Origin of the sequence: Rhizobium sp. 1399 (genome assembly GCF_031455475.1) — a bacterium.
Taxonomy (GTDB): domain Bacteria; phylum Pseudomonadota; class Alphaproteobacteria; order Rhizobiales; family Rhizobiaceae; genus Rhizobium.
The window spans coordinates 160217-180359 of sequence record NZ_JAVDSU010000006.1 but is presented as its reverse complement, the minus strand read 5'-3'; the positions used below and the strand labels follow the sequence as shown (position 1 = coordinate 180359).

At 58.6% G+C, this 20143-nt stretch carries 26 protein-coding genes and 2 pseudogenes; 13 read left to right on the top strand and 15 right to left on the bottom strand.

The features are described 5' to 3' along the window. Positions 1-80 precede the first annotated feature (80 nt). Positions 81-2744 carry a DNA ligase D gene (gene ligD, locus J2X71_RS20305; RefSeq protein ID WP_310384325.1) on the top strand — a complete coding sequence of 888 codons (2664 nt, stop codon included), beginning with the start codon at positions 81-83 and terminating at the stop codon, positions 2742-2744. Positions 2745-2756: 12 nt separating this feature from the next. Here ligD (J2X71_RS20305) and J2X71_RS20300 read toward each other — a convergent pair whose 3' ends face one another. The 6 genes from J2X71_RS20300 to J2X71_RS20275 all read right to left on the bottom strand — a co-directional run bounded on the left by J2X71_RS20300 (position 2757) and on the right by J2X71_RS20275 (position 6822). Then, positions 2757-3035, bottom strand: coding sequence for a hypothetical protein (locus tag J2X71_RS20300; protein WP_310384323.1), 279 nt, complete (start codon positions 3033-3035; stop codon positions 2757-2759). A gap of 9 nt (positions 3036-3044) precedes the next feature. Continuing rightward, on the bottom strand, positions 3045-3344 hold the full coding sequence (locus tag J2X71_RS20295) for a DUF982 domain-containing protein (protein ID WP_310384322.1): 300 nt from the start codon (positions 3342-3344) through the stop codon (positions 3045-3047). A gap of 76 nt (positions 3345-3420) precedes the next feature. Beyond that, positions 3421-3894 carry an Hsp20 family protein gene (locus J2X71_RS20290; RefSeq protein WP_310384320.1) on the bottom strand — a complete coding sequence of 158 codons (474 nt, stop codon included), beginning with the start codon at positions 3892-3894 and terminating at the stop codon, positions 3421-3423. 172 nt (positions 3895-4066) lie between these two features. Beyond that, positions 4067-5098 carry a non-homologous end-joining DNA ligase gene (gene ligD, locus J2X71_RS20285; protein ID WP_310384318.1) on the bottom strand — a complete coding sequence of 344 codons (1032 nt, stop codon included), beginning with the start codon at positions 5096-5098 and terminating at the stop codon, positions 4067-4069. Next, a complete protein-coding gene (locus J2X71_RS20280; protein ID WP_310384315.1) occupies positions 5095-5907 on the bottom strand; it encodes a Ku protein in 813 nt (270 codons plus the stop codon). Before J2X71_RS20280 ends, ligD (J2X71_RS20285) begins: the two co-directional genes overlap by 4 nt. Positions 5908-5919: 12 nt before the next feature. Continuing rightward, positions 5920-6822: a Ku protein gene (locus J2X71_RS20275; protein WP_310384313.1), complete on the bottom strand. Its 903-nt coding sequence runs from the start codon at positions 6820-6822 to the stop codon at positions 5920-5922. 198 nt (positions 6823-7020) lie between these two features. On the opposite strand from J2X71_RS20275, the gene J2X71_RS20270 reads away from it, so the two are divergent. Beyond that, a complete protein-coding gene (locus J2X71_RS20270) occupies positions 7021-7197 on the top strand; it encodes a hypothetical protein (RefSeq protein ID WP_310384311.1) in 177 nt (58 codons plus the stop codon). 3 nt (positions 7198-7200) lie between these two features. Continuing rightward, positions 7201-7976, top strand: a pseudogene (gene xth, locus J2X71_RS20265) (exodeoxyribonuclease III). A gap of 61 nt (positions 7977-8037) precedes the next feature. Here xth and J2X71_RS20260 read toward each other — a convergent pair. The 5 genes and pseudogenes from J2X71_RS20260 to J2X71_RS20240 form a co-directional block, all read right to left on the bottom strand. Then, the gene (locus J2X71_RS20260) at positions 8038-8208 is read right to left on the bottom strand and encodes a cold shock domain-containing protein (RefSeq protein ID WP_310384309.1); all 171 of its coding nucleotides are present in this window, start codon (positions 8206-8208) and stop codon (positions 8038-8040) included. 77 nt (positions 8209-8285) lie between these two features. Then, positions 8286-8870 carry an alpha-ketoglutarate-dependent dioxygenase AlkB gene (locus tag J2X71_RS20255; RefSeq protein ID WP_310384307.1) on the bottom strand — a complete coding sequence of 195 codons (585 nt, stop codon included), beginning with the start codon at positions 8868-8870 and terminating at the stop codon, positions 8286-8288. A gap of 27 nt (positions 8871-8897) precedes the next feature. After that, positions 8898-9092, bottom strand: a complete 195-nt coding sequence (locus J2X71_RS20250; protein ID WP_310384305.1) for a hypothetical protein — start codon at positions 9090-9092, stop codon at positions 8898-8900. Positions 9093-9142: 50 nt separating this feature from the next. Then, positions 9143-9375 (bottom strand): annotated as a pseudogene (gene rpsU / locus J2X71_RS20245) (30S ribosomal protein S21). Positions 9376-9402: 27 nt separating this feature from the next. Then, on the bottom strand, positions 9403-9555 hold the full coding sequence (locus J2X71_RS20240; protein WP_310384303.1) for a hypothetical protein: 153 nt from the start codon (positions 9553-9555) through the stop codon (positions 9403-9405). A 572-nt stretch (positions 9556-10127) separates the two neighbouring features. Between J2X71_RS20240 and J2X71_RS20235 the strand changes: the two genes are divergently transcribed. Then, positions 10128-10451: an I78 family peptidase inhibitor gene (locus J2X71_RS20235; RefSeq protein ID WP_310384301.1), complete on the top strand. Its 324-nt coding sequence runs from the start codon at positions 10128-10130 to the stop codon at positions 10449-10451. Positions 10452-11131: 680 nt separating this feature from the next. Then, entirely contained in the window at positions 11132-11368 is a 237-nt protein-coding gene (locus J2X71_RS20230) for a DUF6894 family protein (RefSeq protein WP_310384300.1), read from the top strand. Between the two features lie 495 nt (positions 11369-11863). Here the strand turns inward: J2X71_RS20230 and J2X71_RS20225 are convergent, their stop codons facing one another. Continuing rightward, positions 11864-12031: a hypothetical protein gene (locus J2X71_RS20225; protein ID WP_310384298.1), complete on the bottom strand. Its 168-nt coding sequence runs from the start codon at positions 12029-12031 to the stop codon at positions 11864-11866. Between the two features lie 197 nt (positions 12032-12228). Between J2X71_RS20225 and J2X71_RS20220 the strand changes: the two genes are divergently transcribed. Continuing rightward, positions 12229-12390, top strand: coding sequence for a hypothetical protein (locus J2X71_RS20220; RefSeq protein WP_310384296.1), 162 nt, complete (start codon positions 12229-12231; stop codon positions 12388-12390). A gap of 102 nt (positions 12391-12492) precedes the next feature. Beyond that, the gene (locus J2X71_RS20215) at positions 12493-12756 is read left to right on the top strand and encodes a DUF982 domain-containing protein (RefSeq protein WP_310384293.1); all 264 of its coding nucleotides are present in this window, start codon (positions 12493-12495) and stop codon (positions 12754-12756) included. Between the two features lie 433 nt (positions 12757-13189). Here J2X71_RS20215 and J2X71_RS20210 read toward each other — a convergent pair whose 3' ends face one another. Next, on the bottom strand, positions 13190-13381 hold the full coding sequence (locus J2X71_RS20210) for a hypothetical protein (protein ID WP_310384291.1): 192 nt from the start codon (positions 13379-13381) through the stop codon (positions 13190-13192). 1429 nt (positions 13382-14810) lie between these two features. On the opposite strand from J2X71_RS20210, the gene J2X71_RS20205 reads away from it, so the two are divergent. Beyond that, positions 14811-15605, top strand: coding sequence for an agmatinase (locus tag J2X71_RS20205; protein ID WP_310384289.1), 795 nt, complete (start codon positions 14811-14813; stop codon positions 15603-15605). A 357-nt stretch (positions 15606-15962) separates the two neighbouring features. On the opposite strand, the gene J2X71_RS20200 is transcribed toward J2X71_RS20205, so the two are convergent. Next, a complete protein-coding gene (locus J2X71_RS20200; protein ID WP_405049731.1) occupies positions 15963-16301 on the bottom strand; it encodes a GNAT family N-acetyltransferase in 339 nt (112 codons plus the stop codon). 361 nt (positions 16302-16662) lie between these two features. Between J2X71_RS20200 and J2X71_RS20195 the strand changes: the two genes are divergently transcribed. The 5 genes from J2X71_RS20195 (at position 16663) to J2X71_RS20175 (ending at position 19261) form a co-directional block, all read left to right on the top strand. Further along, a complete protein-coding gene (locus tag J2X71_RS20195) occupies positions 16663-17541 on the top strand; it encodes an alpha/beta hydrolase (RefSeq protein WP_310384286.1) in 879 nt (292 codons plus the stop codon). Positions 17542-17581: 40 nt separating this feature from the next. Then, entirely contained in the window at positions 17582-17908 is a 327-nt protein-coding gene (locus J2X71_RS20190) for a hypothetical protein (RefSeq protein ID WP_310384284.1), read from the top strand. A 56-nt stretch (positions 17909-17964) separates the two neighbouring features. Further along, positions 17965-18537: an ABATE domain-containing protein gene (locus tag J2X71_RS20185; protein WP_310384282.1), complete on the top strand. Its 573-nt coding sequence runs from the start codon at positions 17965-17967 to the stop codon at positions 18535-18537. A 26-nt stretch (positions 18538-18563) separates the two neighbouring features. Beyond that, positions 18564-18779 (top strand): helix-turn-helix domain-containing protein, encoded by a 216-nt coding sequence (locus J2X71_RS20180; protein ID WP_310384722.1) that lies wholly within the window; start codon positions 18564-18566, stop codon positions 18777-18779. Positions 18780-19033: 254 nt separating this feature from the next. Continuing rightward, a complete protein-coding gene (locus J2X71_RS20175) occupies positions 19034-19261 on the top strand; it encodes a CopG family transcriptional regulator (RefSeq protein WP_310384720.1) in 228 nt (75 codons plus the stop codon). A 127-nt stretch (positions 19262-19388) separates the two neighbouring features. Here the strand turns inward: J2X71_RS20175 and J2X71_RS20170 are convergent, their stop codons facing one another. Beyond that, positions 19389-20081 (bottom strand): GntR family transcriptional regulator, encoded by a 693-nt coding sequence (locus J2X71_RS20170; RefSeq protein ID WP_310384280.1) that lies wholly within the window; start codon positions 20079-20081, stop codon positions 19389-19391. Positions 20082-20143: the final 62 nt, after the last annotated feature.

Here is a 20143-nt window from a genome sequence, read left to right as displayed (position 1 = left end):
CCGAGCGTCCCACCTGTCCGGCCTGCGCCTCAGCTCCGTCGTCATTCGACGCGGATGAAGGAAGTGTACCGGGGATCGCGATGGCCAGCGACAAGCTCTCAACCTACAAGCAGAAGCGCGACTTTCAGAAGACGCAGGAGCCGAACGGCCAGGCGAAGTTGAAGGGTTCGAACCGTCGCCGCTTCGTCATCCAGAAACATGACGCGACCCGATTGCATTACGATCTCCGGCTTGAGCTCGGTGGTGTGTTCAAATCCTGGGCGGTGACCAAAGGCCCGTCTCTCGATCCACACGACAAACGTCTTGCCGTCGAGGTCGAGGATCATCCGCTCGACTACGGGGACTTTGAAGGCACGATTCCGAAAGGCCAATATGGCGGCGGCACGGTGATGCTCTGGGATCGCGGCTATTGGGAGCCGGAAGGCAGCAAGAGCCCCGAGCAGGCTCTTGCTAAGGGCGACTTCAAATTCACCCTCGAAGGCGAGCGACTGCATGGCAGCTTCGTTCTCGTGCGGATGCGTAGTGACCGTGACGGCGGCAAACGCACCAACTGGCTGCTGATCAAACACCACGATGATTTCTCCGTCGAGGACAACGGCGCGGCAGTCCTGGAAGAGAACGCAACCTCTGTTGCCTCCGGCCGGACGATGGAAGCGATCGCTGCCGGCAGGGGCAAGAAGCCAAAACCGTTCATGATCGAAAGTGGCGACGTGCAGGCGGATGCCGTGTGGGACAGCAACCACGGCCTTGCAGCGGAAGAACGCAAAGCAGAAACGAAGCCCAAGAAGAAGCCGACGCCGACAAAGCCAACGAAATCCGCGATCGCGGAGTTTATCGCGCCGCAGCTCTGCGAAACGCGCGAACGTCCACCTACGACGGACGGCTGGATCCACGAGATCAAGTTCGACGGTTACCGGATCCAGATGCGTATCGAAAACGGCGGTGTGACGCTCAAGACCCGCAAGGGCCTCGACTGGACAGGCAAATATCCGGCCATCGCTGCTTCCGCCGCAAACCTGCCCGACGCGATGATTGACGGGGAGATCTGCGCGCTCGATGAAAACGGGGCGCCGGACTTCGCCGCGCTGCAGGCGGCGCTATCGGAAGGCAGGACGGATGCGCTGGTATATTTCGCCTTCGACCTGATGTTTGACGGCAATGAGGATCTTCGAGAGCTGCCGCTGACGGAGCGCAAGGATCGGCTGCAGACATTGCTGAGCGATGCAGGCGACGATCCACGCCTGCGTTTCGTCGAGCATTTCGAAACCGGCGGCGACGCCGTCTTGAAGTCTGCTTGCAAGCTCTCGCTCGAAGGGATCGTCTCAAAGCAGGCCGACGCTCCCTATCAATCTGGCCGCACCGACACCTGGGTCAAATCGAAGTGCCGGGCAGGCCATGAGGTGGTGATCGGCGCATATGCCACGACCAACGGCAAGTTCCGGTCGCTGCTGGTTGGCGTCAACCGCGGCAGCCATTTCGTCTATGTCGGCCGTGTCGGCACGGGCTATGGCGCCGGCAAAGTCGATGTTCTGCTCCCCAAGCTGCGCGCGCTGGAAACGGCCAAGTCACCGTTCACCGGTATCGGGTCGCCGAAGAAGGATGCCAACGTCGTGTGGGTGAAGCCGGACCTGGTGGCGGAGATCGAGTTCGCGGGCTGGACCGCCGATGGCCTTGTCCGCCAGGCAGCGTTTAAGGGCCTGCGGGAAGACAAACCAGCAGCGGAAGTCGTCGCCGAGAAGCCTGCCTCACCCGTAGAAGCCGATGTGCCTGATCCGGAGGCAGAGGCCGAAAAGCCAGCGCCGGCAAAATCCTTCCGGAAGGGCGGCAAGGCAAATGTGATGGGCGTGTTGATCTCCAATCCCGAGAAACCGTTGTGGCCCGACGCTGGCGACGACAGGCCGGTCACCAAGGTTGAGCTTGCGAACTACTACGAAGTCGTCGGACCTTGGCTCATCGACCACATCAAAGGCCGGCCGTGCTCGATCATCCGGACGCCCGATGGCATAGGCAGTGAGCAGTTCTTCCAGCGCCATGCCATGCCCGGAACGTCGAACCTCTTGGAACTGGTGACCGTCTTCGGCGATAAGAAGCCCTACCTGCAGATCGACCGCGTAGAGGGCTTGGCGGCCATCGCCCAGATCGGCGGCGTGGAACTGCACCCCTGGAATTGCGAACCGAAACAGCCCGAGGTCCCGGGTCGGCTCGTCTTCGACCTCGATCCCGGTCCGGACGTACCCTTCTCCACCGTCGTCGAGGCAGCCCGAGAGTTGCGTGATCGGCTGGAGGAACTCGGCCTTGTCAGTTTCTGCAAGACCACGGGCGGCAAGGGGCTGCATGTCGTCACGCCGCTTGCGGTGGCGAAGGGCAAGAAACTGGCATGGCCCGAGGCAAAAGGTTTTGCGCACGACGTCTGCCTGCAGATGGCGCGGGAGAACCCAGAACTTTATTTGATCAAGATGGCGAAGAACCAACGCAACGGCCGCATCTTCCTCGACTATCTGCGCAACGATCGCATGGCGACTGCCGTGGCGCCACTGTCGCCGCGCGCCCGGCCCGGCGCTCCGGTGTCGATGCCTCTCGCATGGAGCCAGGTGAAGACGGATCTCGATCCGAAGCGATTTACCATCCGCACCGTGCCGGCACTCCTGGCGAAGACGAGTGCCTGGCAGGACTACTGCGATGGGCAGCGATCGCTCGAACAGGCGATCAAGCGCCTTGCCAAGTCGATGAATCAGGCCGCCTGAACGCGCGATCGGTCAGATGCCATAGCGCCGGTCGAGTTCTTTAAGGGCAGACTGCACTTCATCGATCGAGACTGGCTCTGGTGTTCCTGGCACCTGGCGGAGGGCTGGCTTTGAATCAACCGCATAAAAATCCGATGCCCAGGCCGCGAGGATTGCTCGCTTGTCATCGACGCAGAGAGACGGCGCTCTCACCACATCGATTGGCCTCCGAAGCTGCGCACCCTGAAGCAGGATCGTTGGTCCCATGGCCATAGCGTTGCTGGCCGCCTGCTGCAACATATCGTGTATCATCGGACCACCTCACCGCACGTGCGGATCTTTGTCCCGCCGCAGGTGCGACGCGGGGATCACGTTATTTTCCGGTGCCAGCAGATCATGTTTCTCGGCAAAGGCGGCGAAGAGCCCACGCGCGGTCTCCGCTTCGATTTCACCGCGCAACGCGGCACTGCATGCCCTGAGCGCCACCGAGTGCGCCGCGTCCCGCAACGAGGCCGGCCATTCGGCAAGATGCCGGTAGGCGTCCATCACGCCGCGAACCTCTGCCGGAAAGCCAAGGCCGACAAGAATGAAAACTGGCTGTCTGAACATATCGGGTTTCATCGCTCTCTCCTTCCCAACCCGGAATGTTGATGGATGGACGCCGTCGCAACGGCGCCCTGTTCTGCGGATAACGCAGTTACGCGGCCTTTTGCGCTTCGATCTGCGCTGGAGCAGCAGACGTCATTGCGGGAGCGCTCTGGATGGAGATCTTGCGCGGCTTCAGTGCCTCCGGGATCTCGCGAACCAGATCGATCGACAAGAGACCGTTGCTGAGGTCGGCCCCGTTCACCATGACATGATCTGCAAGTTCGAACCGATGCTCGAAGGGACGGCCGCCAATGCCGCGATGCAGGTAGCCTTCGTTTGCTGCTTCCTGCTTCTTGCCGGTGACGGTCAGAAGATTGGACTGGAAGGTGATGTCGAGATCGTCCTGCGCGAAGCCCGCCACCGCAATCGAGATCCGGTAGCTGTCGTCACCGGTCTTGACGATGTCATAGGGCGGCCAGTCGCTGATCGAGCGGGCACGCTGGGCGTTTTCGAGAAGATTGAAGACCCGGTCGAAGCCGACGCTCGAGCGGAAGAGGGGTGCATAGTCGTAAGATGTTGCCATAGCCATATCCTCCTTGAAGCAACATGGGTACGGGAGGGCCGAAAGACGACGCCTCCAGCAAAGCCAGCCCTGTCATCAGCGGCTGACGTAATCGATTTGGTTTTTGGCATATTTTGATTCAAGAGTGCGGCCAGAAAAAATTCTGGCCTTTTTGCGTGGGCCGGCCCGCCACTCAATCTAGCGCGTAAACCGCCGCGTTATCCTGAACTTCCCGAAGTCCCTTGTAGGACGCGTGCCGCAAATTGCCGTCGTCGGTCCAGCCCCGGAACTCGATCTCGGCAATCAGCGTCGGCTGGGCGAAGATATAGTTCTTGCCCTTCAGCGGAACCACAGGCGTCCTGGTCTTCAACATATCGAGCGTCGTCTTCAGGTACGTCGCGTCCTTTTCCTTGAAGCCCGTGCCGACGGCGCCGACATAGACCCAGTCATGGCCGCGGCGAGCCGCAAGCAAAAGGCTGCCGATCCCGCCTCGCGCGGCGGCTGACTGCTCGTACCCAATGATCATGAAGCTCTCGCTCTGGACGCACTTGATTTTCAGCCAGTCTCCCGTCCGGCCGGAGCGGTACGGGCTGTCGCGGTGTTTGGCGATGATACCTTCCATCCCAAGCAAGCGGGCGTTTTCCAGAAGCTCGGCGCCGTCGCCTTGCACCTCTTCGGAAAGCTGTATCGCACCAACCGCGCCATCGAGCAGATCTTCTAATAGGTGCCGGCGGAGCGACAGCTCAGTCTTCGTCAGATCGTGCCCATCGAAATACAGGAGGTCGAAGGCGAATAGGATGGACTCTGTCGAGGCCCGTTTGCCGCCGCGTCCGCCTAGCGATCGCTGCAGCGCTCCGAAGTCGGAGCGGCCCTCACCGTTGAGGACGACAGCCTCCCCGTCGAGGATCGCTGTCCCGCCCCCAAGCTCCTTAGCTGCAGCCGCAATTGTTGGGAACCGGTGTGTCCAGTCGTGGCCGCCGCGGGTGATGATCCGAACACCGCCTGGCTCGATGTGAATTGCCAGGCGATAGCCATCCCATTTAATTTCGTAGGCCCAGTTGGGGCCTGCCGGTGGGACGGACTTTAACAGTGCGAGGCATGGCTCGACCCGATCGGGCATTGGATCGAAAGGAAGGTTCGGCTGCGCGGGATCGCGCTTACGGCGCGGCTGGGATTTCGCGGTGAAGCTGTCGTCGTGCAGCAACGGCTTGGCGCGTTTGCTCATTTGCCGTTCCGGCTTTCCGCCGCTACCGACTTTTTCAAGGCATCCATGATATTGATAACGTTACTCGCCGCGGGCGACGAGGCCGGCGTCTTGACCTTGGTCTTCGTTGGCTTCTTCAGCGTCTTCTTCTTTTCGGCGATGATATCGAGCAGCCGGTCCTGCACCGGATCGATCACCATCTTCGGATTCCAGTGCTGCGTCTGCTTTTTGATCAATTGCTGCACCAAAGGCATCATGTCGGAATCCGCCGTCTCATCGCCGATGCCTGCAAAATAGGTATCCTCGTCACGGACTTCATCCCCAAATCGCAATGTCCAAAGCACAATGCCCCTGCCGCGTGGTTCCAGCATGACGGCGCGTTCGCGGCGGGAGATGACCAGCCGGGAGATGCCGACCATGTCCTGGGCTTCCATCGCGTCACGGATGACCGAAAACGCTTCCTGCCCCACCGGGTCGTTGGGCGACAGATAGTAGGGGGTGTCGAGCCAAATCCACTCGACGCTGTCGCGCGGCGTGAACGTCGAGATGTCGATCGTCTTGGTGCTTTCGAGGGCGACGTTCTCCAACTCCTCGTCTTCCAGAATGACGTATTCGTTCTCACCCCGCTGGTAGCCCTTCACCTCGTCTTCGTCCTTCACCTCTTTACCGGTGACGGAGTCGACGTAATGGCTGACCAAGCGGTTCTGGGTCTCGCGGTTCAGGGTATGGAAGCGCACCTTCTCGTTCTCGGAGATCGCTGGCATCATCTGCACGGGACAGGTTACGAGGGAGAGCTTCAGATAGCCTTTCCAGTAGGGGCGGACAGCCATTCCTTCCTCCGATCAGCTCGCGCGGCGCGTCGGCGCAGCAGCAGACTTGGATTTCGCAGCCACAATAGGCTTGGTCGCCTTCTGCCGGCCAGCGCCCTTATTGGCATTGGCGGCGGTGCGTTTCGGCTCCGCTTTCTTCGCGACCAGACCGGCGCTCTCGCGCAGGGCCTGGAGAAGATCGCTCTGCTTGGATTCTGCGGGCGCTTTCTTTTTCGGCAGCGAACGACCTTCGATCTTGGCCTTCACCAGCTCGGCAACGGCTGTTTCGTAGCGATCTTCAAATGTACTGGCGTCGAAGCTTCCCTTCTTGGTGCCAATGATGTGCTCGGCAAGCTCCAGCATCTCGCCTTCGATCTTGAGATCTGGGAGTTCCTCGAAGGCTTCCGCCGATGAGCGGACTTCGTAGTCGAAGTTCAGCGTGGTAGCGATCAAACCCTTGCCATGCGGCCGGATCAGTACCGTGCGCATACGGCGGAAGAGCACCGTACGCGCGATCGCCGCGACTTTGGCTTTCTTCATGCCATCGCGCAGCAGCATGAAGGCATCGGTCCCCATCTTGTCGGGTGCCAGGTAATAGGGCTTGTCGAAATAGACGTCGTCGATTTCGTTGCAGGGAATGAACGCGTTGATCTTCAGGGTCTTGTCGCTCTCGGGTACGGCGGCCGCGACCTCATCCGGCTCGAGAATAATGTACTGGCCGTTTTCGATCTCGTAGCCTTTGACCTGATCGTCCCGCTCGACCGGATCACCCGTTTCGCTGTCGACGAACTCGCGCCTCACACGATTGCCAGTCTTGCGGTTCAGCGTGTTGAAGGCAATGCGGGCCGACGATGATGCGGCGGTGTAGAGAGCCACGGGACAGGCAACCTCTCCGAACTTGATGAAGCCCTTCCAATTCGCTCGCGGAGCAACCATGACGCAATCTCCCTACACGACCTAGGCGATTCAAGCGAATCGGCATGGAATTGTTCCGAGTCGAAACGAATCATTTTTCAATGACTTAGCGCGATTAGGCCCGCCCGTTTTGCGAGTCCTGCGTAGAGTCCTGATTCGCATGCATCTTTTGGACGCCACGCGCGTTTTGGTGTGCAGCAACCACGAAGGAGTCCCGCCATGAGCAAACGCGAACTGATCGACACCGGTACCGACAAACGCTATGTCCGTCGTGACAAGGAAGGGAAGTTCAAGGAAAGCGTCGAGGTCTCGAGGTCGCTGTCAGCCGACGCGCGCCACGATGCCAAATACGACGCCAAGCCGGGCCAGGGCGACAGGGGCGATCGCAAGCACTGACGGATGAAGCTCGCCCCGTACAACGCCAGGGGCATCAACGGACGGGCTCGACGTGCGGCTTCGCTGGCTGGACGAGGCGAAGGCCGACGTCGTTTGCCTGCAGGAACTGAAGGCGCCGCACGAGAAGTCTCCCCCCGAGAGACAGAGCGCGCCTGGTACGGTGCGATCTGGCACGGCCAGAAACCCTTGAATGGCGTTGCGGTCCTCGTCCGCGATCAGGACCCGCGCGAAACGCGTCCAGGACTTCCAGGCGACCCCGACGACAGCCGCAGCCGCTACATCGAAGCGGCGATCGACGGTATCGTCGTGGGTTGTCTTTATCTTGCAAATGGGAATCCCGCGCCTGGCCCAAAGTTCGACGACAAGCTCCGCTGGTTCGAACGGTTGCACGCCTACGCGGATGAACTGCTGGAACTCGATGTGCCAGTGGCGCTCGTCGGCAACTTCAACGTCTGCCGAGAGACCTCGACGTCTACAAGCCGGAGCGGTGGATGGACGACGCGTTGTTTCGTCCGGACGTGAGAGCCGCGTTCGCCGACCTCGTGGCCCTGGGCTGGACAGACGCGATGCGATACCTCCATCCCGATGAGCGCATCTATACATTCTGGAAGTATTTCCGGAACGCCTTCGCTCGTGATGCCGGTTTGCGCATCGACCATTTTCTGCTGAACCCGTCCCTGCCTGGACGGCTAACGGCGTGCGGTGTCGTCAAGTTTGCGCGTTCTTGGGAGCACACGAGTGATCATGCACCCACCTGGATTGAACTCGATGACCGGTAACTTACCTTATGGCCAGATACCCGTCTACCCGCCCCTCTCCCGGGAGTCTGCGGCGGAGATATCAATAGAAGGAGCGATTAGAATACTGAAGCGCGGTTCCGCTTTCCAATGTCGGTAGATTGGCTTCCTCAACCTTTGAGAGATGCAGGAAAACGTCGTCAGTGCCTTCGTCAGGCGTGATGAAACCGAAACCCTTAGCTGGGCTGAACCATTTCACCTTACCCGTGAGCATATATGATTTTCCTCTACGAGGAGAATTGCCTGAATTTTTGCAGCCGCCATTCGCATACGCGGGCGGCAATGGCTCCCTTAAGCACCGGGATTTAGTTCGCGAAAGGTAATCGAATAACGAAGCTTGTCGACCGCAGGGATGGAATGCTCCCAGACAGTTCGTGCATCACCCGCCATCACGTATGCCGATCCAGGTTCGAGAATAATCGAGCTGCGCTGCCACTTGTCGCCGTGGCGTCGCCTTAGCCTGAATGTGCAGGGAGAGAGAAGCGAAATTCCCACCACCCGACCGAAGACAAATTTATCCTTGTGCCAGCCGATCGGAGCGCCGGAACCATATTCGGTCACCAAAGCCTGTTCCAACCGGTCGGGATCGATACCGGCGAAACTGCCGGCAAGCGCGCGCACGGGCAAAAGAAACGGCGGAATATCGTTGCCTTTCCGAACCCGCTGGGTATCGAAGTCGTATTTCCAGCCGTACGAAACCGTCCTGCGCTTGCCTTCGAAGCCGTGGAAATCGAATGCCGCGAACGGAAGTCCGGGCATCGTTTCCAGAAGGGCCCGCTGCAGATTGTCGGGGACGACATCCGGCGTATAACGAAACCCGTTCGGCAGCGCAGGCTCGATTGCACCGAAGAGGTCATGCTGTTCCATTATGCTCATATGCGGCTCTCAAAGTTGCCTATTGCCTCAATGGACGCTCGGCGTTTTCATCACGGTCGCGAAGTCCTCGGCGACCAGTTCGCTGACGGCGATCAGGATCTCCTCGCGCGAGAAACCCGTCTGCAGCGCACTGCGGATCAGGTCCTGAAGCTCAGGTTCTATGACGTCGCGGCAATCCTCCAGGCGCTCTTCGGAAATCGTTAGGCTGGTGAGTTCTTCCATTCGTTTATCCTTTCGAGGACTGTCGCACGGCGTCGGGGCGCGATAGGGCACTACCGAGCGGAGGCCTTCCGCGTCGGCGCGGCGATCAGCCCTTCACGCTGCAGCTTCTTGTGTGCGGCTTTGCGATGGCGGCTGATCGCCTGCGCCTTTTCCCGAACGCGGCGTTCGGACGGCTTTTCGTAAGCGCGCCCTTCCTTCATTTCGCGAAAAAGTCCTTCGCGCTGCATCTTCTTCTTCAGAACCCTGAGGGCCCGACATTGTTGTCTCTGACGAGCACTTGCATTGTCTTCTTCTCTTGTGAGCATCGTAATCAGCCGAGCTGTTCGGCGATAATTTCCTGCAGTTCGCGGCGTGTGAGGAGGCAGGGATATGGTTTCCACTTTCCGGTCGGTCGAACGACGGTCTCATCGCGATCCCGCGGCTTCGCGGCCGCAGGCGCGGCAGCGATGTTTATCTTGTTCAATGAGTTTCCTTTTGCCTGCCAATCGGCAGGCATCATCAGTACTCGTTGGATTGGCCCGTCACGAAACAGTCGGAGGGCGCCAGCTTGCCGTCGGCTAAAAAGACGACGGACGAATCCCAAAGGGTTGTCTGGCAGGTCCAAGACATGGGTACTCGCAAAGAATATTACAATCCCCCGGAGTGGGCATCCGTGCACTGTCACTAAAGGCGGCCACGGCGTTGAGCCCATTTGCAATACGCGAAAACGCGTCCGCCTTCGGCATGCCCCATCGCTACTGATTGCCGGACAGGGCAACGCGTCGTCCATTGCGTTCAGCGTGGGGTAATGCCCAACCAGTTCAGCCGCGAGTACGCGCGTCTATTTGGTCTGCTACCACTGCGAGATCTTGCCCATGCCCGGAACTGAGAGCGCATTGCCAGCGCCTTCCCTTGCTAAAGGTCAATCACAACGCGCCGCAAGATCGCCTTGAAAGGAGCTCGAATCGTCGGCCCCGTCGTTCAGGTGGCTTATATCTGCGTTAAATTTTGAAATACTGCGCCGCACAAAGAAGCTGACCGCAATTCACAGAGCGCATGTGTCATCGAACGAAAGAGGCAAAAGTCATGAGATCTACACTTCGTATTACGCCTATTCTTGTTTTCCTCAGCACCATTCCGGCTTTGGTGGCTTGCTCCGCAGGCTCTGAAATTCCCCGTGGTCGGTGCGATCCCGTAGCTGCACGCGCGCTGGTCGGGCAACCAAAGCCGACCGACAAGGAAGCCGGGCAACAAACTGGGGCAACCGTCGTACGCCAAATTGCACCCGGTCAGCCCGTCACCCATGATTTCCGAGATAACAGGGTGACCCTCGAGACCGATCCGACCTCCGGCCGCGTGGTGGGGGCAACCTGCGGGTAGGCCAGACAACAAGGTTGGCCGGTGCGATTTCGTCCTCGATGGTGATGAACACGGGTGGACCGCACATCCGACTTTAGTGGGGTCAAGGCTTCAATCCCCCGGCTGCACGGTCCGCGCGTGTAACTCGCGACGAAGAGTTTAGTTCCCCGAATCATCCGCGACTGCAACCTCCGACTATTGACTCCCGAAACAACGAGAACATAATAAGAACCCGTTGCAAGGCAAGTGGGCCGCGCGGCGACCTCCTTGCCGCACACTCTCGGAACTCCGCGCGGCCCTCAACCTTGGTCACAACATCATCCCAAAGACGTTTTGACGAGATCCGCCTGCCAAACAAGCAGGTCGTACGCTGGCGCTTGTCGATCACGAAAACCGCTGGGAGATTGCAGCCTACCGCATTCCGTCAGGCAGCGAGCTTCTGATGTTTGTAACTGGCGAGCCAATCCAGCGATCGTCCGCGGGCGGCCCGAACCTTTTGCTGAACAACATTGCGCGAAAACAAAAACGGCAAACGGATGGAACTTTCCGTCCACAACCCCGTTTGACGCGCGGATCGTGCGGCGAACCCTTTCCGTGGTGATCCCTTCAAAGCCCTGCGGTTCGTTGCGCGGTCCACCTCGCCGGGAACTTCTCGCCCTTTTTTCCGTTACAGCAACTCGGTACGCTTTGAGGGACTGAACATGCCGGTTTTTTATTTCCATGTTCGAAATGGCGAAAACTTCGAAGAAGATCCAGAGGGGATTGATCTCCCTACAATTGAGAAGGCGGAAGAGGAAGCTATTCTCGGAGCGAGGGAAATTCTAGCGGAAAGGCTGCGGTCTGGTGAGGTCGTCGACGGCCAGTCCTTCGTCATCACTTCTGAAGATGGTCGCGTTCTTCGCGAGGTCCCTTTCAAATCTGTGTTGAAGTTCGACTAGCGCAGATCGGATAGTATCCTAATTACTTACTTGTCCTGGCGGCCGATGTTTCGTCATATTTACTGCCGGCCCTTACTTTCTGCCCCCGTAGCGAACCGTGCACCCCGAGGCGTTAGGCAGAAATGCGGGACCGGCACCATCGCTTGGCTTCACCTCGTATTCAGTTTCGACCTGCGAGGATCAGCAATAAATGCAGCCTATTTGGTAGGCGAGTGCACGAAGCCAGGTCCGACAGTTTTCATTCGGCCTGAAAGCTTTGCTGGATAGGCATCCAGAAATCGCCCCTTATGGGCCGACGGCAAATCATTTAACCGAACTAATCGAGACCTATGGCGATGCCTTGAGGTCCAGAGAGAAATACCAGACCGATAGCGGTAATCACGGAATAGTTGTCGCTCACTATATAAGCGTCTGCATGAATTGGAGGAGCACCTCCTATAGAGCCTGATCCCCAACAAGCGGTAGTAGCGCTTTATCCGGCGGGTGGCTGGTGAGCTAGCCGCCATTTTGCGCCGCAGACAGCCGCTGGCGCTCCATTCGATCGATCGGTTCTCTCAAGTCGAGCAAGATATCCCGAGCGTCGTAAACCGAGCCCTGAGCCGTCTTGACTTCATCGATCTGGCGCTGCTGGTCGATGAAGCGCTGGTCATAGTTGCCGAACACTCGGTCCAGTTCCTCCCGCGGCACCTGGGCGTCACGTAGTTCCTTGACGCCAGAATCGGCCTGGCGCGGTCTTCTGCGCTGCGCTGAGTGCTCCTTCCGGTTCCTTCCGAGTGACCATCTTGTCAGCGAGGATGCTGACAGACTGCTTCAAGTCGTTGGTCGCCTCCCGGATCGGGATATAAGCCAAGCCGCCCAGCATGACGGCAACGTCCAAGAATTGGGCCCATATCGCAGTACAGCTCGACAGCACGCATTGGCTTGTCATTTTCATCCACGAGAACGGCGTCGTTTCGACGGTGTTGGACAGCGACGATTTCATCGACGTGATCCTAGATCAGGCCAAGAGCGCGACGCTGTGACCGCGGGCACATGTCACGCGGTTTTCACACGACAGTCTGCACCCTCACGTTTAGGTTCTCGCGCGATACGGGTGGCCAGGCGTTTTGTGGAGTTACTACGTTATGAAAATCGACATGTCGACCGAATTTGATCAAGTCATCCTCATCTTCGAGGATCCAAGCCGCCGGCTGATAGTTCGAACCGCTCTTGAGGCTGCCAACGCTTTGATCAAGGAGTGGCCATCAGATGATGGCGAGGAATTTCTAACCGCGGTGAAAGCGTGTCTCGACGTGATGACGGGAAAAACCAGTAGCAGGGAGCTGAGAAGCGCTATTCTCCGGGCAGCTAACGAAGCTGGTGTGGCCGCGGTCGCCGTCATCCATTGAAAATCTCCACCCGCATCGAGGCGCTGGCCGAGCCGGACCCGACCGGCGGGCCCAGTTGCAAATACCGATCGGCCACTGTCACGAGTTGTTGAGTATCGCTGAGCCCGTTCGCCTCTTATCTCTTAGACGTGCTCTCCGACTGCCGCGGAAGGACCCGCCATGGCAAGAATCGACTACGTGGAAGACTCGGTCTACACCGAAATCCTGGGTGCTCCGCAGACCGCCAATCTGCTGCGCGCCATCTTCAATGCGCCGCCTTGGGCCGAAGCATTTGTCAGGCTAGGCATCGTACAGATGACGCGCTCGGCGCTTCCCCTAGAATCGCGAGCTGATCTTCATCCGCATGGTCCACAAGCACCGCACCGGCTATATTCTGCACAACCACCACGATGGCGCAGTAAAATCCGGGCTGACAAGCGAGCAAATGCAGGAATTACAAAAACCGGGCCATGCCCCCGCACATTTTTCGCCGCGCCAGCTCAGCATTCTGGCCCTCGTCGATGCCGCTGGACTGCCGGCAGAGGCCGATGGTGCGTTGGTGCGGGAGGCGAAATCCCATCTGAGCGACGCGGAAATCATCGAGGTGTTCGGGCGTGATCGGCCTTGCCTTCACCGTCTCCTGCATCACCGTTTCGCTGGATATCGCACCGGACGGCGAGCCCTTCAAGCATATGGATGCTCTGAAGTCCGCACTCAGTCCGTGAAGCGCGCCTTCGCCGTAGAGGCCATCATCATCCCACGCTGGACTTATTGGCAATCTATATCACGACAAAAACCCATCAGACGATGATGGGGCGGTGGCGGGATAGCATCTGGTTGTCATTTCATTGACATCCACCGCTTATATGTCGGCCTCGCTGATGCTGCACCATCAGTCGGAGAAGGGTCCCTTCGTCCTAACTCAGGGTCCTTCTCCACCCATCGCAATTTTTGCTCTGCTGGGCCGGCACTCTGACGCGGGCAGTTAGTTGAGAAGCTGCGATCGACTAAGCAAATTTACGGCCGTGCCCTTGAGCGTATCAATCGTGCTCAATGGCGCCTTTGCCTACAATAGCCTGCTCTAACAGCGTGGCAACCTTATCGGCGGCAGGGCCATCACCAGGGACGGGATAAGTACACCTGAGGTCGCGAAGTTGATCTCTCAGTTCCCTGAGGTCCACCGTCATGCGGCACCACGGTCTTCGCACTTGGTCCCAATCAGGCAATGATAGGACGAACCAGGCGACTGACAAAAATTAGCTCCATCATCGGAACTTTACAGGTCTCCCAAAGTTGAGCGCAAGGATCGTGCGGCGAGATCTCCAGTCAACCTGCCCATCAGGCGTCGCGCGATCCCTGTTTAGCCCCCCAAAACTGGCCCGTTTCGGCGGGCTTTTTTTCGATCGCAGCGACCTCTTTATTTTTCTGGGAACCTTTCCTTGAACTTTGCGTTCACGAAGCCGTGGGGATGTACGCATGTCGCGCGCTTCTCCATTTTTCCAGTCCGCTCTCCTAGCCCCGCCCTACGCGGGGCTTTTTTCGCTCGATCGTTTCCCACAACAATTTATAGCCTGTCGCCTCTTTGCGAGGCAAATGATGAGAGGGCGCTAAGGGCGGCCTTTCTAGCATCGGACTTTGGTCCGATTCTATCCGCAAATTTCGTCCTGCTGGCGCCCTGAGGTCTGAATGGGCGCTGGCAACATCAGATTTTTTCCCTGTTCCCTCAGTGTATCAGCGGGAACGCCCTTCGGAAGGTGATAACCGGCACGCGACAACGGCCATCCGCTGCGCTGACGATTGTTTATATTGTCGAGGCTTAGTCAGGCGTTTTCCGGCAATGATCCACGATGAAGATAAACCCTCCGGCACTGCGTTTCCGATTCGTCATCCTCATTGCCGGGGCCGCGATCATCGGCAGTCTGGCATGATCATCGGGCCATCGGACACCAGCACGGTCTGGGTGCCCGATAGTTCAGCCGGCCATCGGTCTCCATTGATGAACATGGCCGTGAGGCGTACTTCATGCCTGTTGCTATCAGCGATTTTCTCCGCGCGACGGCGTCGGGTCGGCTTTGATGTCGGTTCCGACAGCCAGACGAGGCATTCGCGAGGCGTCGACACTTTTCGCCTTCGGCCACGCCGGCGCCTATGACACCTACCTGGAAGGCCTACGCATCGTCGATCTCGGCGACGCCGATATCGTCCATACCGACACGATGAAGAGCCATGCCAATATCGAATATGGCGTGCGAAAGATCCTGGCCGCCGGCGCGCTTCCGGTCGTGTTCGGCGGCGACCATTCGGTCAACATTCCCTGCATCAACGCCTTCAGCGAGCAGGAGCCGATCCATGTCGTGCAGTTTGATGCGCATCTCGACTTCGTTGACGAGCGCCACGGCGTTCGCTTCGGCCATGGCAGTCCGCTGCGCCGCGCCTCGGAAAAACCCTGGGTCACCGGCATGACCCAACTCGGCATCCGCAATGTCTCCTCTACCGCCAAGGAAGGTTATGATTATGCCCGGGCGCAGGGCTCAGATATCGTCTCGGTCCGCCAGATCCGCAAGCTTGGTGTCGATGCCGTTCTGGAGCGTGTTCAGGCTGGGAAACGCTATTACCTGACGATCGATATCGACGGCTTCGATCCGTCGATCGCGCCGGGCACTGGGACCCCGAGCCATGGCGGCTTCATCTACTATGAGGTCCTGGAACTGATCGCCGGGCTTGCCAAACGTGGCACGATCATCGGCGTCGATCTCGTCGAAGTGGCGCCGGATTACGACCATACAGGCTCGACGGCCATCTTGGCAGCCCAGCTGCTGCTCAACACGATTGGCAGAATCTTCATAAACGCGAAGCAGCAGAGTTCTTAGACAAACCCGACACGAGCGCTATTCGGGAAGCCTTATACAAATTGATATGTTTAGTTACAGAGGCGGGTGAAAGGGCGTCGAATAGGAAAGCTAATCGCTCTGCACTCATCAAGTTTGGAAGCAACAAACGCTATCCAAGATGCATCAAAGGGACGCAAAATTGATCGAACGTGCGGTCGGTTACCTTGTTTGCAATAGGACACCAGACGATAGAACGCAGTTAGTGCTTACTTCGTCAAATTTGGTCCGGCTCGGCCGGTTTCTGCGGTCAGTGCGTCCGCGACGACACCACGTGCGGTTTTTGTGGACGCCTATTCTTAGGCGACGCCTCCGATGCGGCGCGATCAATCGCCCAGTCTACTTCTCGAAAGCCGCGGGTGCGCATCCCTCGGGGCCATCGCGTTCGGCGATGATCTTAGCGTCGAACCACCGAGCAAGCTTCTCCCCGCGCTTGTTGCCGCTTGAGGTATTCCCGACGATCGTAGAAAGCCGCAGTCGGCTGAAGCCGTATCCGACCAGCGCTGCGGCCACATCGAGCGCGAGCGCGAAATGGTCCCGTTTTGCGGGAGCGAGTTCGACTCCGAGAACTGGCGCGTCGTCTCTCGACATACGAAGCCCCGCGCAGCCGCACGGCTCTCCCCTTCGTCCGTCGAAGATACCGATCTGGAAATTGTGCGTGGCGTAGCTTTGCTCCATTCGCTGAATAAATCGAAGAGATCATTAGGCCGCTGAACGTCTGAAGCTTCAAAGTCATAGAGCGCGAGATAGCGCGGATCCATCTGGTAACCCAGAAACGCGGCTCGATCCGTATCTGTGAAATCCCCCAAGAGAAAACGGGGATGCTCGATCATCAATGATGTCATTCGGCTCTTTTTCATTGTTTTACCAGTCGCAACGGCTTTGAATTTGGCAGCAGCCCGCATGGCTGCTTCGCGTTTGGCTAGGGGAACCGCGACAGACAGCTAACCATTAGCGCATCCAGGAGAATGGAACAAGAACCGTCTAAATGCATTATGACGGTTCCAATAGACGGGAGAAGCTGTTAGGAGAGAAAAGCATGACAAGACGCGAAATAACTCATCGTCGGGCCGCCATTGGCAGGCATACGCTGTTCCTCCGGGAAGCGGGACCGAGGAGCGCTCCCGTCCTGCTCCTGCCGCACGGATACCCGTGCTCTTCCTATCAGTTCCGGAGGTTGATGCCGGCGCTCGCCGATCAGTGGCGCACCGTAGCCTTCGACTGGCCGGGTTTTGGCTACAGCGACACGCCTGACCCCGCCGAGTTCGGCTATGACTTCGACGCTTACGCCGAGGTGCTCGGCGATGTCGCTGAGGCGCTCCGCCTGGAGCGCTACGCGCTCTGGCTCCACGACTACGGCTCGCAGATCGGTCTCCGGCATGCCATCGCCCAGCCGGAGCGGATCGCCGCGCTGATAATTCAGAACGGCGACATCTACGAAGACGTGCTCGGCCCTAAATACGAGACGATCAAAGCGTGGTGGGCCGACAGGTCGCCCGAGAAGCACCGCCCTCTCGACGCGGCCGTAAGCGAGGACGGATTTCGTAAGGAGTTCGTCGGTGAAGTCTCGGAGGAGGTGGCAAGCCGAGTCCCCCCTGACCTTTGGAAACTGCATTGGCCGCTCATGGACACCCCAACACGCAAAATGGTGTCAGTCGGCCTGATGGAAAAGCTGGAGCAGAACCTCGACTGGTTCCCGCGCTATCAAGCCTATCTGCGCGAGCACCGCCCGCCGACGCTGGTGGTGTGGGGCCCACAGGACGGCTACATGCCGGAGGCGTCGGCGCGAGCCTACCAGCGCGATCTCCCGGACGCCGAGTTCCACATTCTCAACGATGCCGGCCATTGGCTACTGGAAACGCACTTCGAACAGGCGCTACCGCTCGTCCGCGAGTTCCTCTCTCGGGCGCTCCGATGACCGCGCCTCTAAGCGAAATCTCGAACTAGAGGAGACATACATGGTCACAAAGCCCACAATTGCACGTATCTGGCGCGGCCGTACTCGCTGCGACGTCGCCGACAGCTACGAGCCCTATTTGCGAGCCGAGGGCATCGCTCCGCTTCAGGAGGTTGCCTTAGGCGTCCAGCTCTTTCGAGAGGACCGGGACGAGGTGACGTGGTTCACGACTATCTCCTATTGGCCGGACATTGAGGCGATGACCGCCTTCACGAAGGGCGATCCGATCAAGGTTCATCATCTCGATCGCGACGCAGAGTTCTTAATCGAGCTGCCGGAGCGCATCGAGCTCCATCGCATCCTGATTGACAATCAGAGCCTGCGTTGAACTCGCCTCGTTCCAGGGCGACGGCGCCGATTAAGGAAACAAATGAAAGCTACGCGATGTCACTGCCCCACCGCATTTCAGGCAATCTCGCGCTTGATCTCGCCAACACCATCAGTTGGCGCAGCACGGCCTGGGAAGTCGACCATCTGGCGACCTTCGATGACGTCTTGGCGTGGTCGAAAGAAGTCGGCCTGATAGGCGACGAGTTCGTCGCATCGCCGCCGGAGCAAAGGACACTGCTCGAGCAAGTCCTTGCGCTTCGCAAGGCGGTCTATGCGGCGGGTTCGGCGATCGCGAGCGGCCTCGATCCGCTGCGCACGGATTTGGACGTCATTCGCGATATTGCAGCGGTGGCTCTGCGCCATGCTTCGCTTTCCGGATCCCCGTACACATTGCATTTTGAGGGAATCTATCGTGTGACGGGCACCTTCGCATGGTCAGCCCTCGACCTGCTTCGTGGCGACGAACTCTCTCGACTGAAGCAGTGTCCACCGGATGATTGTCACTGGCTTTTCATCGATCGCACGAAGAACGGCTCAAGGCGCTGGTGCGACATGGGCACCTGCGGCAATCGCGCCAAAAAGATGGCGTACAGAAAGGGGCGCGTTAACTCGAAACAACTTCCATGAGCAGATAGCGGGACTCCGCACCGGGGCTGTCACGAAGCCATTTCATGGCACTGTTTCGCGATTTGCTCGGTACAACGCCGCAGGCTTATTTGACGGGATGGCGTTTGACTCTTGCTCGACGGAAGCTCGCCAAAGGAGGGAAGGTGAAGTCAGCGGCGCGTCAAGTCGGCTTTGGCAGCGCGGCGGCCTTCTCCAGCGCATTCTTTCGCAAATTCGGGGACTGGCCATCAGTCCGGTCATAGGCGCGATTGAGGTTGCCGGGCGGTGCTGTTGACCTTAGCGTGCCATCTTTGAACCAAGGTTGCAGAGGCTGTCTCGTTGCGTCCAAGCTCCGCCGCCTTGAGCAGTTCGAACCGGAGACCCCTGGTTTGCGCACATTTGAGAATGTGATTTCAACCGTTTTCGCCGGCGAACAGATTGGCGCAATGGGAGCGTCCTTGGTACCCACATTGAGAAGGACGACCACTTGTTTTATATGATGCTTGATGAGGCGGATATGAGAACGACCGTGGCAATCGACGACGATGTTCTGATCGCCGCAAAAGCGATGGCCACCCAGCAGCACCGGAGCGTCGGCGAGGTCATTTCTGAGCTGGCGAGACGTTCTCTGCGCCGACCGCCCAGCAGCGGCGAGCGCAATTTCATTCCACTGCTCTCAACTCGGCCGGATACGCCGCCAGTGACGCTCGAAATCGTGAACTCCATGCGTGACGAACTGCCGTGACTTTCCTGCTCGACGTCAATCGCGCCAGGGGTGTTTGGATTGTCAGAGCCCATGTGAACTTCACCATGCAATTAGTGATGGTAACGGGTAAAACTGGTTCCGGCGGGACAGGTAAGCCTAATTCCGGTCATGGTCGAATGTAATCAGGGAATTCTGCACTGATAACGTCGATGATAGAAAGGGTACCCGAAAGGTGCTTCTTTAACGCCGCCGCAGCACTCTCCGGCTTGCCGGACGCCACGGCCTCAACAATCGCCTCGTGATCCGCGATCACCATCTGCATTTTTCCAGGCATTGGCAGGTTTAGGCGACGCAGTCGATCGAGGTGAACACTCTGGCGTCGAACATTTGCCCAGAGCTGCAGGATGCCGCTCCTTTCATAGAGTTTTCTGTGAAACTCGCGGTCGATGCCGTCAAATGTGTCGTAGGTTTCGGGCGTTGCCACCGCTTTCTGCCTGGCAAGAATTTCTCCAAGCTCGGCTGCGGTCTCGGCGGGCGCAGCCTCCGTTAACCTTCGCACCGCTTCGAGTTCGATCGATAACCGCAGGAACTGCGCTTGCCTGGCATGGTCGATATCGATCTTCGCCACAACCGTCGCATATTGCGGATAGACATCGACGATCCCCTCTTCCTGCAGCCGCATCAGGGCGTCACGTACCGGCGTCTGGCTGACCCCGAACTCCAACTGCAACGATGCCCGCGACAAAATCGTGCCCGGCACCAATTCCACCTTGAGAATCCGCTCCCGCAGAATTTCATGCACCTGTAGCGCCACCTGCCGCGAACGGTCCAGTTGGCTGCCCCTCATCACACTACCCATGCCATTTCCATCCACTTGCTCGCTAGCGCAGTACTAAAACATAAAAGCGGGGTTGATGCACT

What these genes read in the sequence shown, in the direction of transcription:
- ligD (WP_310384325.1), top strand. Translation starts at nt 81, where the DNA reads ATGGCCAGCGACAAGCTCTCAACCTACAAGCAGAAGCGCGACTTTCAG.
- J2X71_RS20300 (WP_310384323.1), bottom strand. Translation starts at nt 3,035, where the DNA reads ATGATACACGATATGTTGCAGCAGGCGGCCAGCAACGCTATGGCCATG.
- J2X71_RS20295 (WP_310384322.1), bottom strand. Translation starts at nt 3,344, where the DNA reads ATGAAACCCGATATGTTCAGACAGCCAGTTTTCATTCTTGTCGGCCTT.
- J2X71_RS20290 (WP_310384320.1), bottom strand. Translation starts at nt 3,894, where the DNA reads ATGGCAACATCTTACGACTATGCACCCCTCTTCCGCTCGAGCGTCGGC.
- ligD (WP_310384318.1), bottom strand. Translation starts at nt 5,098, where the DNA reads ATGAGCAAACGCGCCAAGCCGTTGCTGCACGACGACAGCTTCACCGCG.
- J2X71_RS20280 (WP_310384315.1), bottom strand. Translation starts at nt 5,907, where the DNA reads ATGGCTGTCCGCCCCTACTGGAAAGGCTATCTGAAGCTCTCCCTCGTA.
- J2X71_RS20275 (WP_310384313.1), bottom strand. Translation starts at nt 6,822, where the DNA reads ATGGTTGCTCCGCGAGCGAATTGGAAGGGCTTCATCAAGTTCGGAGAG.
- J2X71_RS20270 (WP_310384311.1), top strand. Translation starts at nt 7,021, where the DNA reads ATGAGCAAACGCGAACTGATCGACACCGGTACCGACAAACGCTATGTC.
- J2X71_RS20260 (WP_310384309.1), bottom strand. Translation starts at nt 8,208, where the DNA reads ATGCTCACGGGTAAGGTGAAATGGTTCAGCCCAGCTAAGGGTTTCGGT.
- J2X71_RS20255 (WP_310384307.1), bottom strand. Translation starts at nt 8,870, where the DNA reads ATGAGCATAATGGAACAGCATGACCTCTTCGGTGCAATCGAGCCTGCG.
- J2X71_RS20250 (WP_310384305.1), bottom strand. Translation starts at nt 9,092, where the DNA reads ATGGAAGAACTCACCAGCCTAACGATTTCCGAAGAGCGCCTGGAGGAT.
- J2X71_RS20235 (WP_310384301.1), top strand. Translation starts at nt 10,128, where the DNA reads ATGTGTCATCGAACGAAAGAGGCAAAAGTCATGAGATCTACACTTCGT.
- J2X71_RS20230 (WP_310384300.1), top strand. Translation starts at nt 11,132, where the DNA reads ATGCCGGTTTTTTATTTCCATGTTCGAAATGGCGAAAACTTCGAAGAA.
- J2X71_RS20220 (WP_310384296.1), top strand. Translation starts at nt 12,229, where the DNA reads ATGACGGCAACGTCCAAGAATTGGGCCCATATCGCAGTACAGCTCGAC.
- J2X71_RS20215 (WP_310384293.1), top strand. Translation starts at nt 12,493, where the DNA reads ATGAAAATCGACATGTCGACCGAATTTGATCAAGTCATCCTCATCTTC.
- J2X71_RS20210 (WP_310384291.1), bottom strand. Translation starts at nt 13,381, where the DNA reads ATGCAGGAGACGGTGAAGGCAAGGCCGATCACGCCCGAACACCTCGAT.
- J2X71_RS20205 (WP_310384289.1), top strand. Translation starts at nt 14,811, where the DNA reads ATGTCGGTTCCGACAGCCAGACGAGGCATTCGCGAGGCGTCGACACTT.
- J2X71_RS20200 (WP_405049731.1), bottom strand. Translation starts at nt 16,301, where the DNA reads ATGGAGCAAAGCTACGCCACGCACAATTTCCAGATCGGTATCTTCGAC.
- J2X71_RS20195 (WP_310384286.1), top strand. Translation starts at nt 16,663, where the DNA reads ATGACAAGACGCGAAATAACTCATCGTCGGGCCGCCATTGGCAGGCAT.
- J2X71_RS20190 (WP_310384284.1), top strand. Translation starts at nt 17,582, where the DNA reads ATGGTCACAAAGCCCACAATTGCACGTATCTGGCGCGGCCGTACTCGC.
- J2X71_RS20185 (WP_310384282.1), top strand. Translation starts at nt 17,965, where the DNA reads ATGTCACTGCCCCACCGCATTTCAGGCAATCTCGCGCTTGATCTCGCC.
- J2X71_RS20175 (WP_310384720.1), top strand. Translation starts at nt 19,034, where the DNA reads ATGAGAACGACCGTGGCAATCGACGACGATGTTCTGATCGCCGCAAAA.
- J2X71_RS20170 (WP_310384280.1), bottom strand. Translation starts at nt 20,081, where the DNA reads ATGGGTAGTGTGATGAGGGGCAGCCAACTGGACCGTTCGCGGCAGGTG.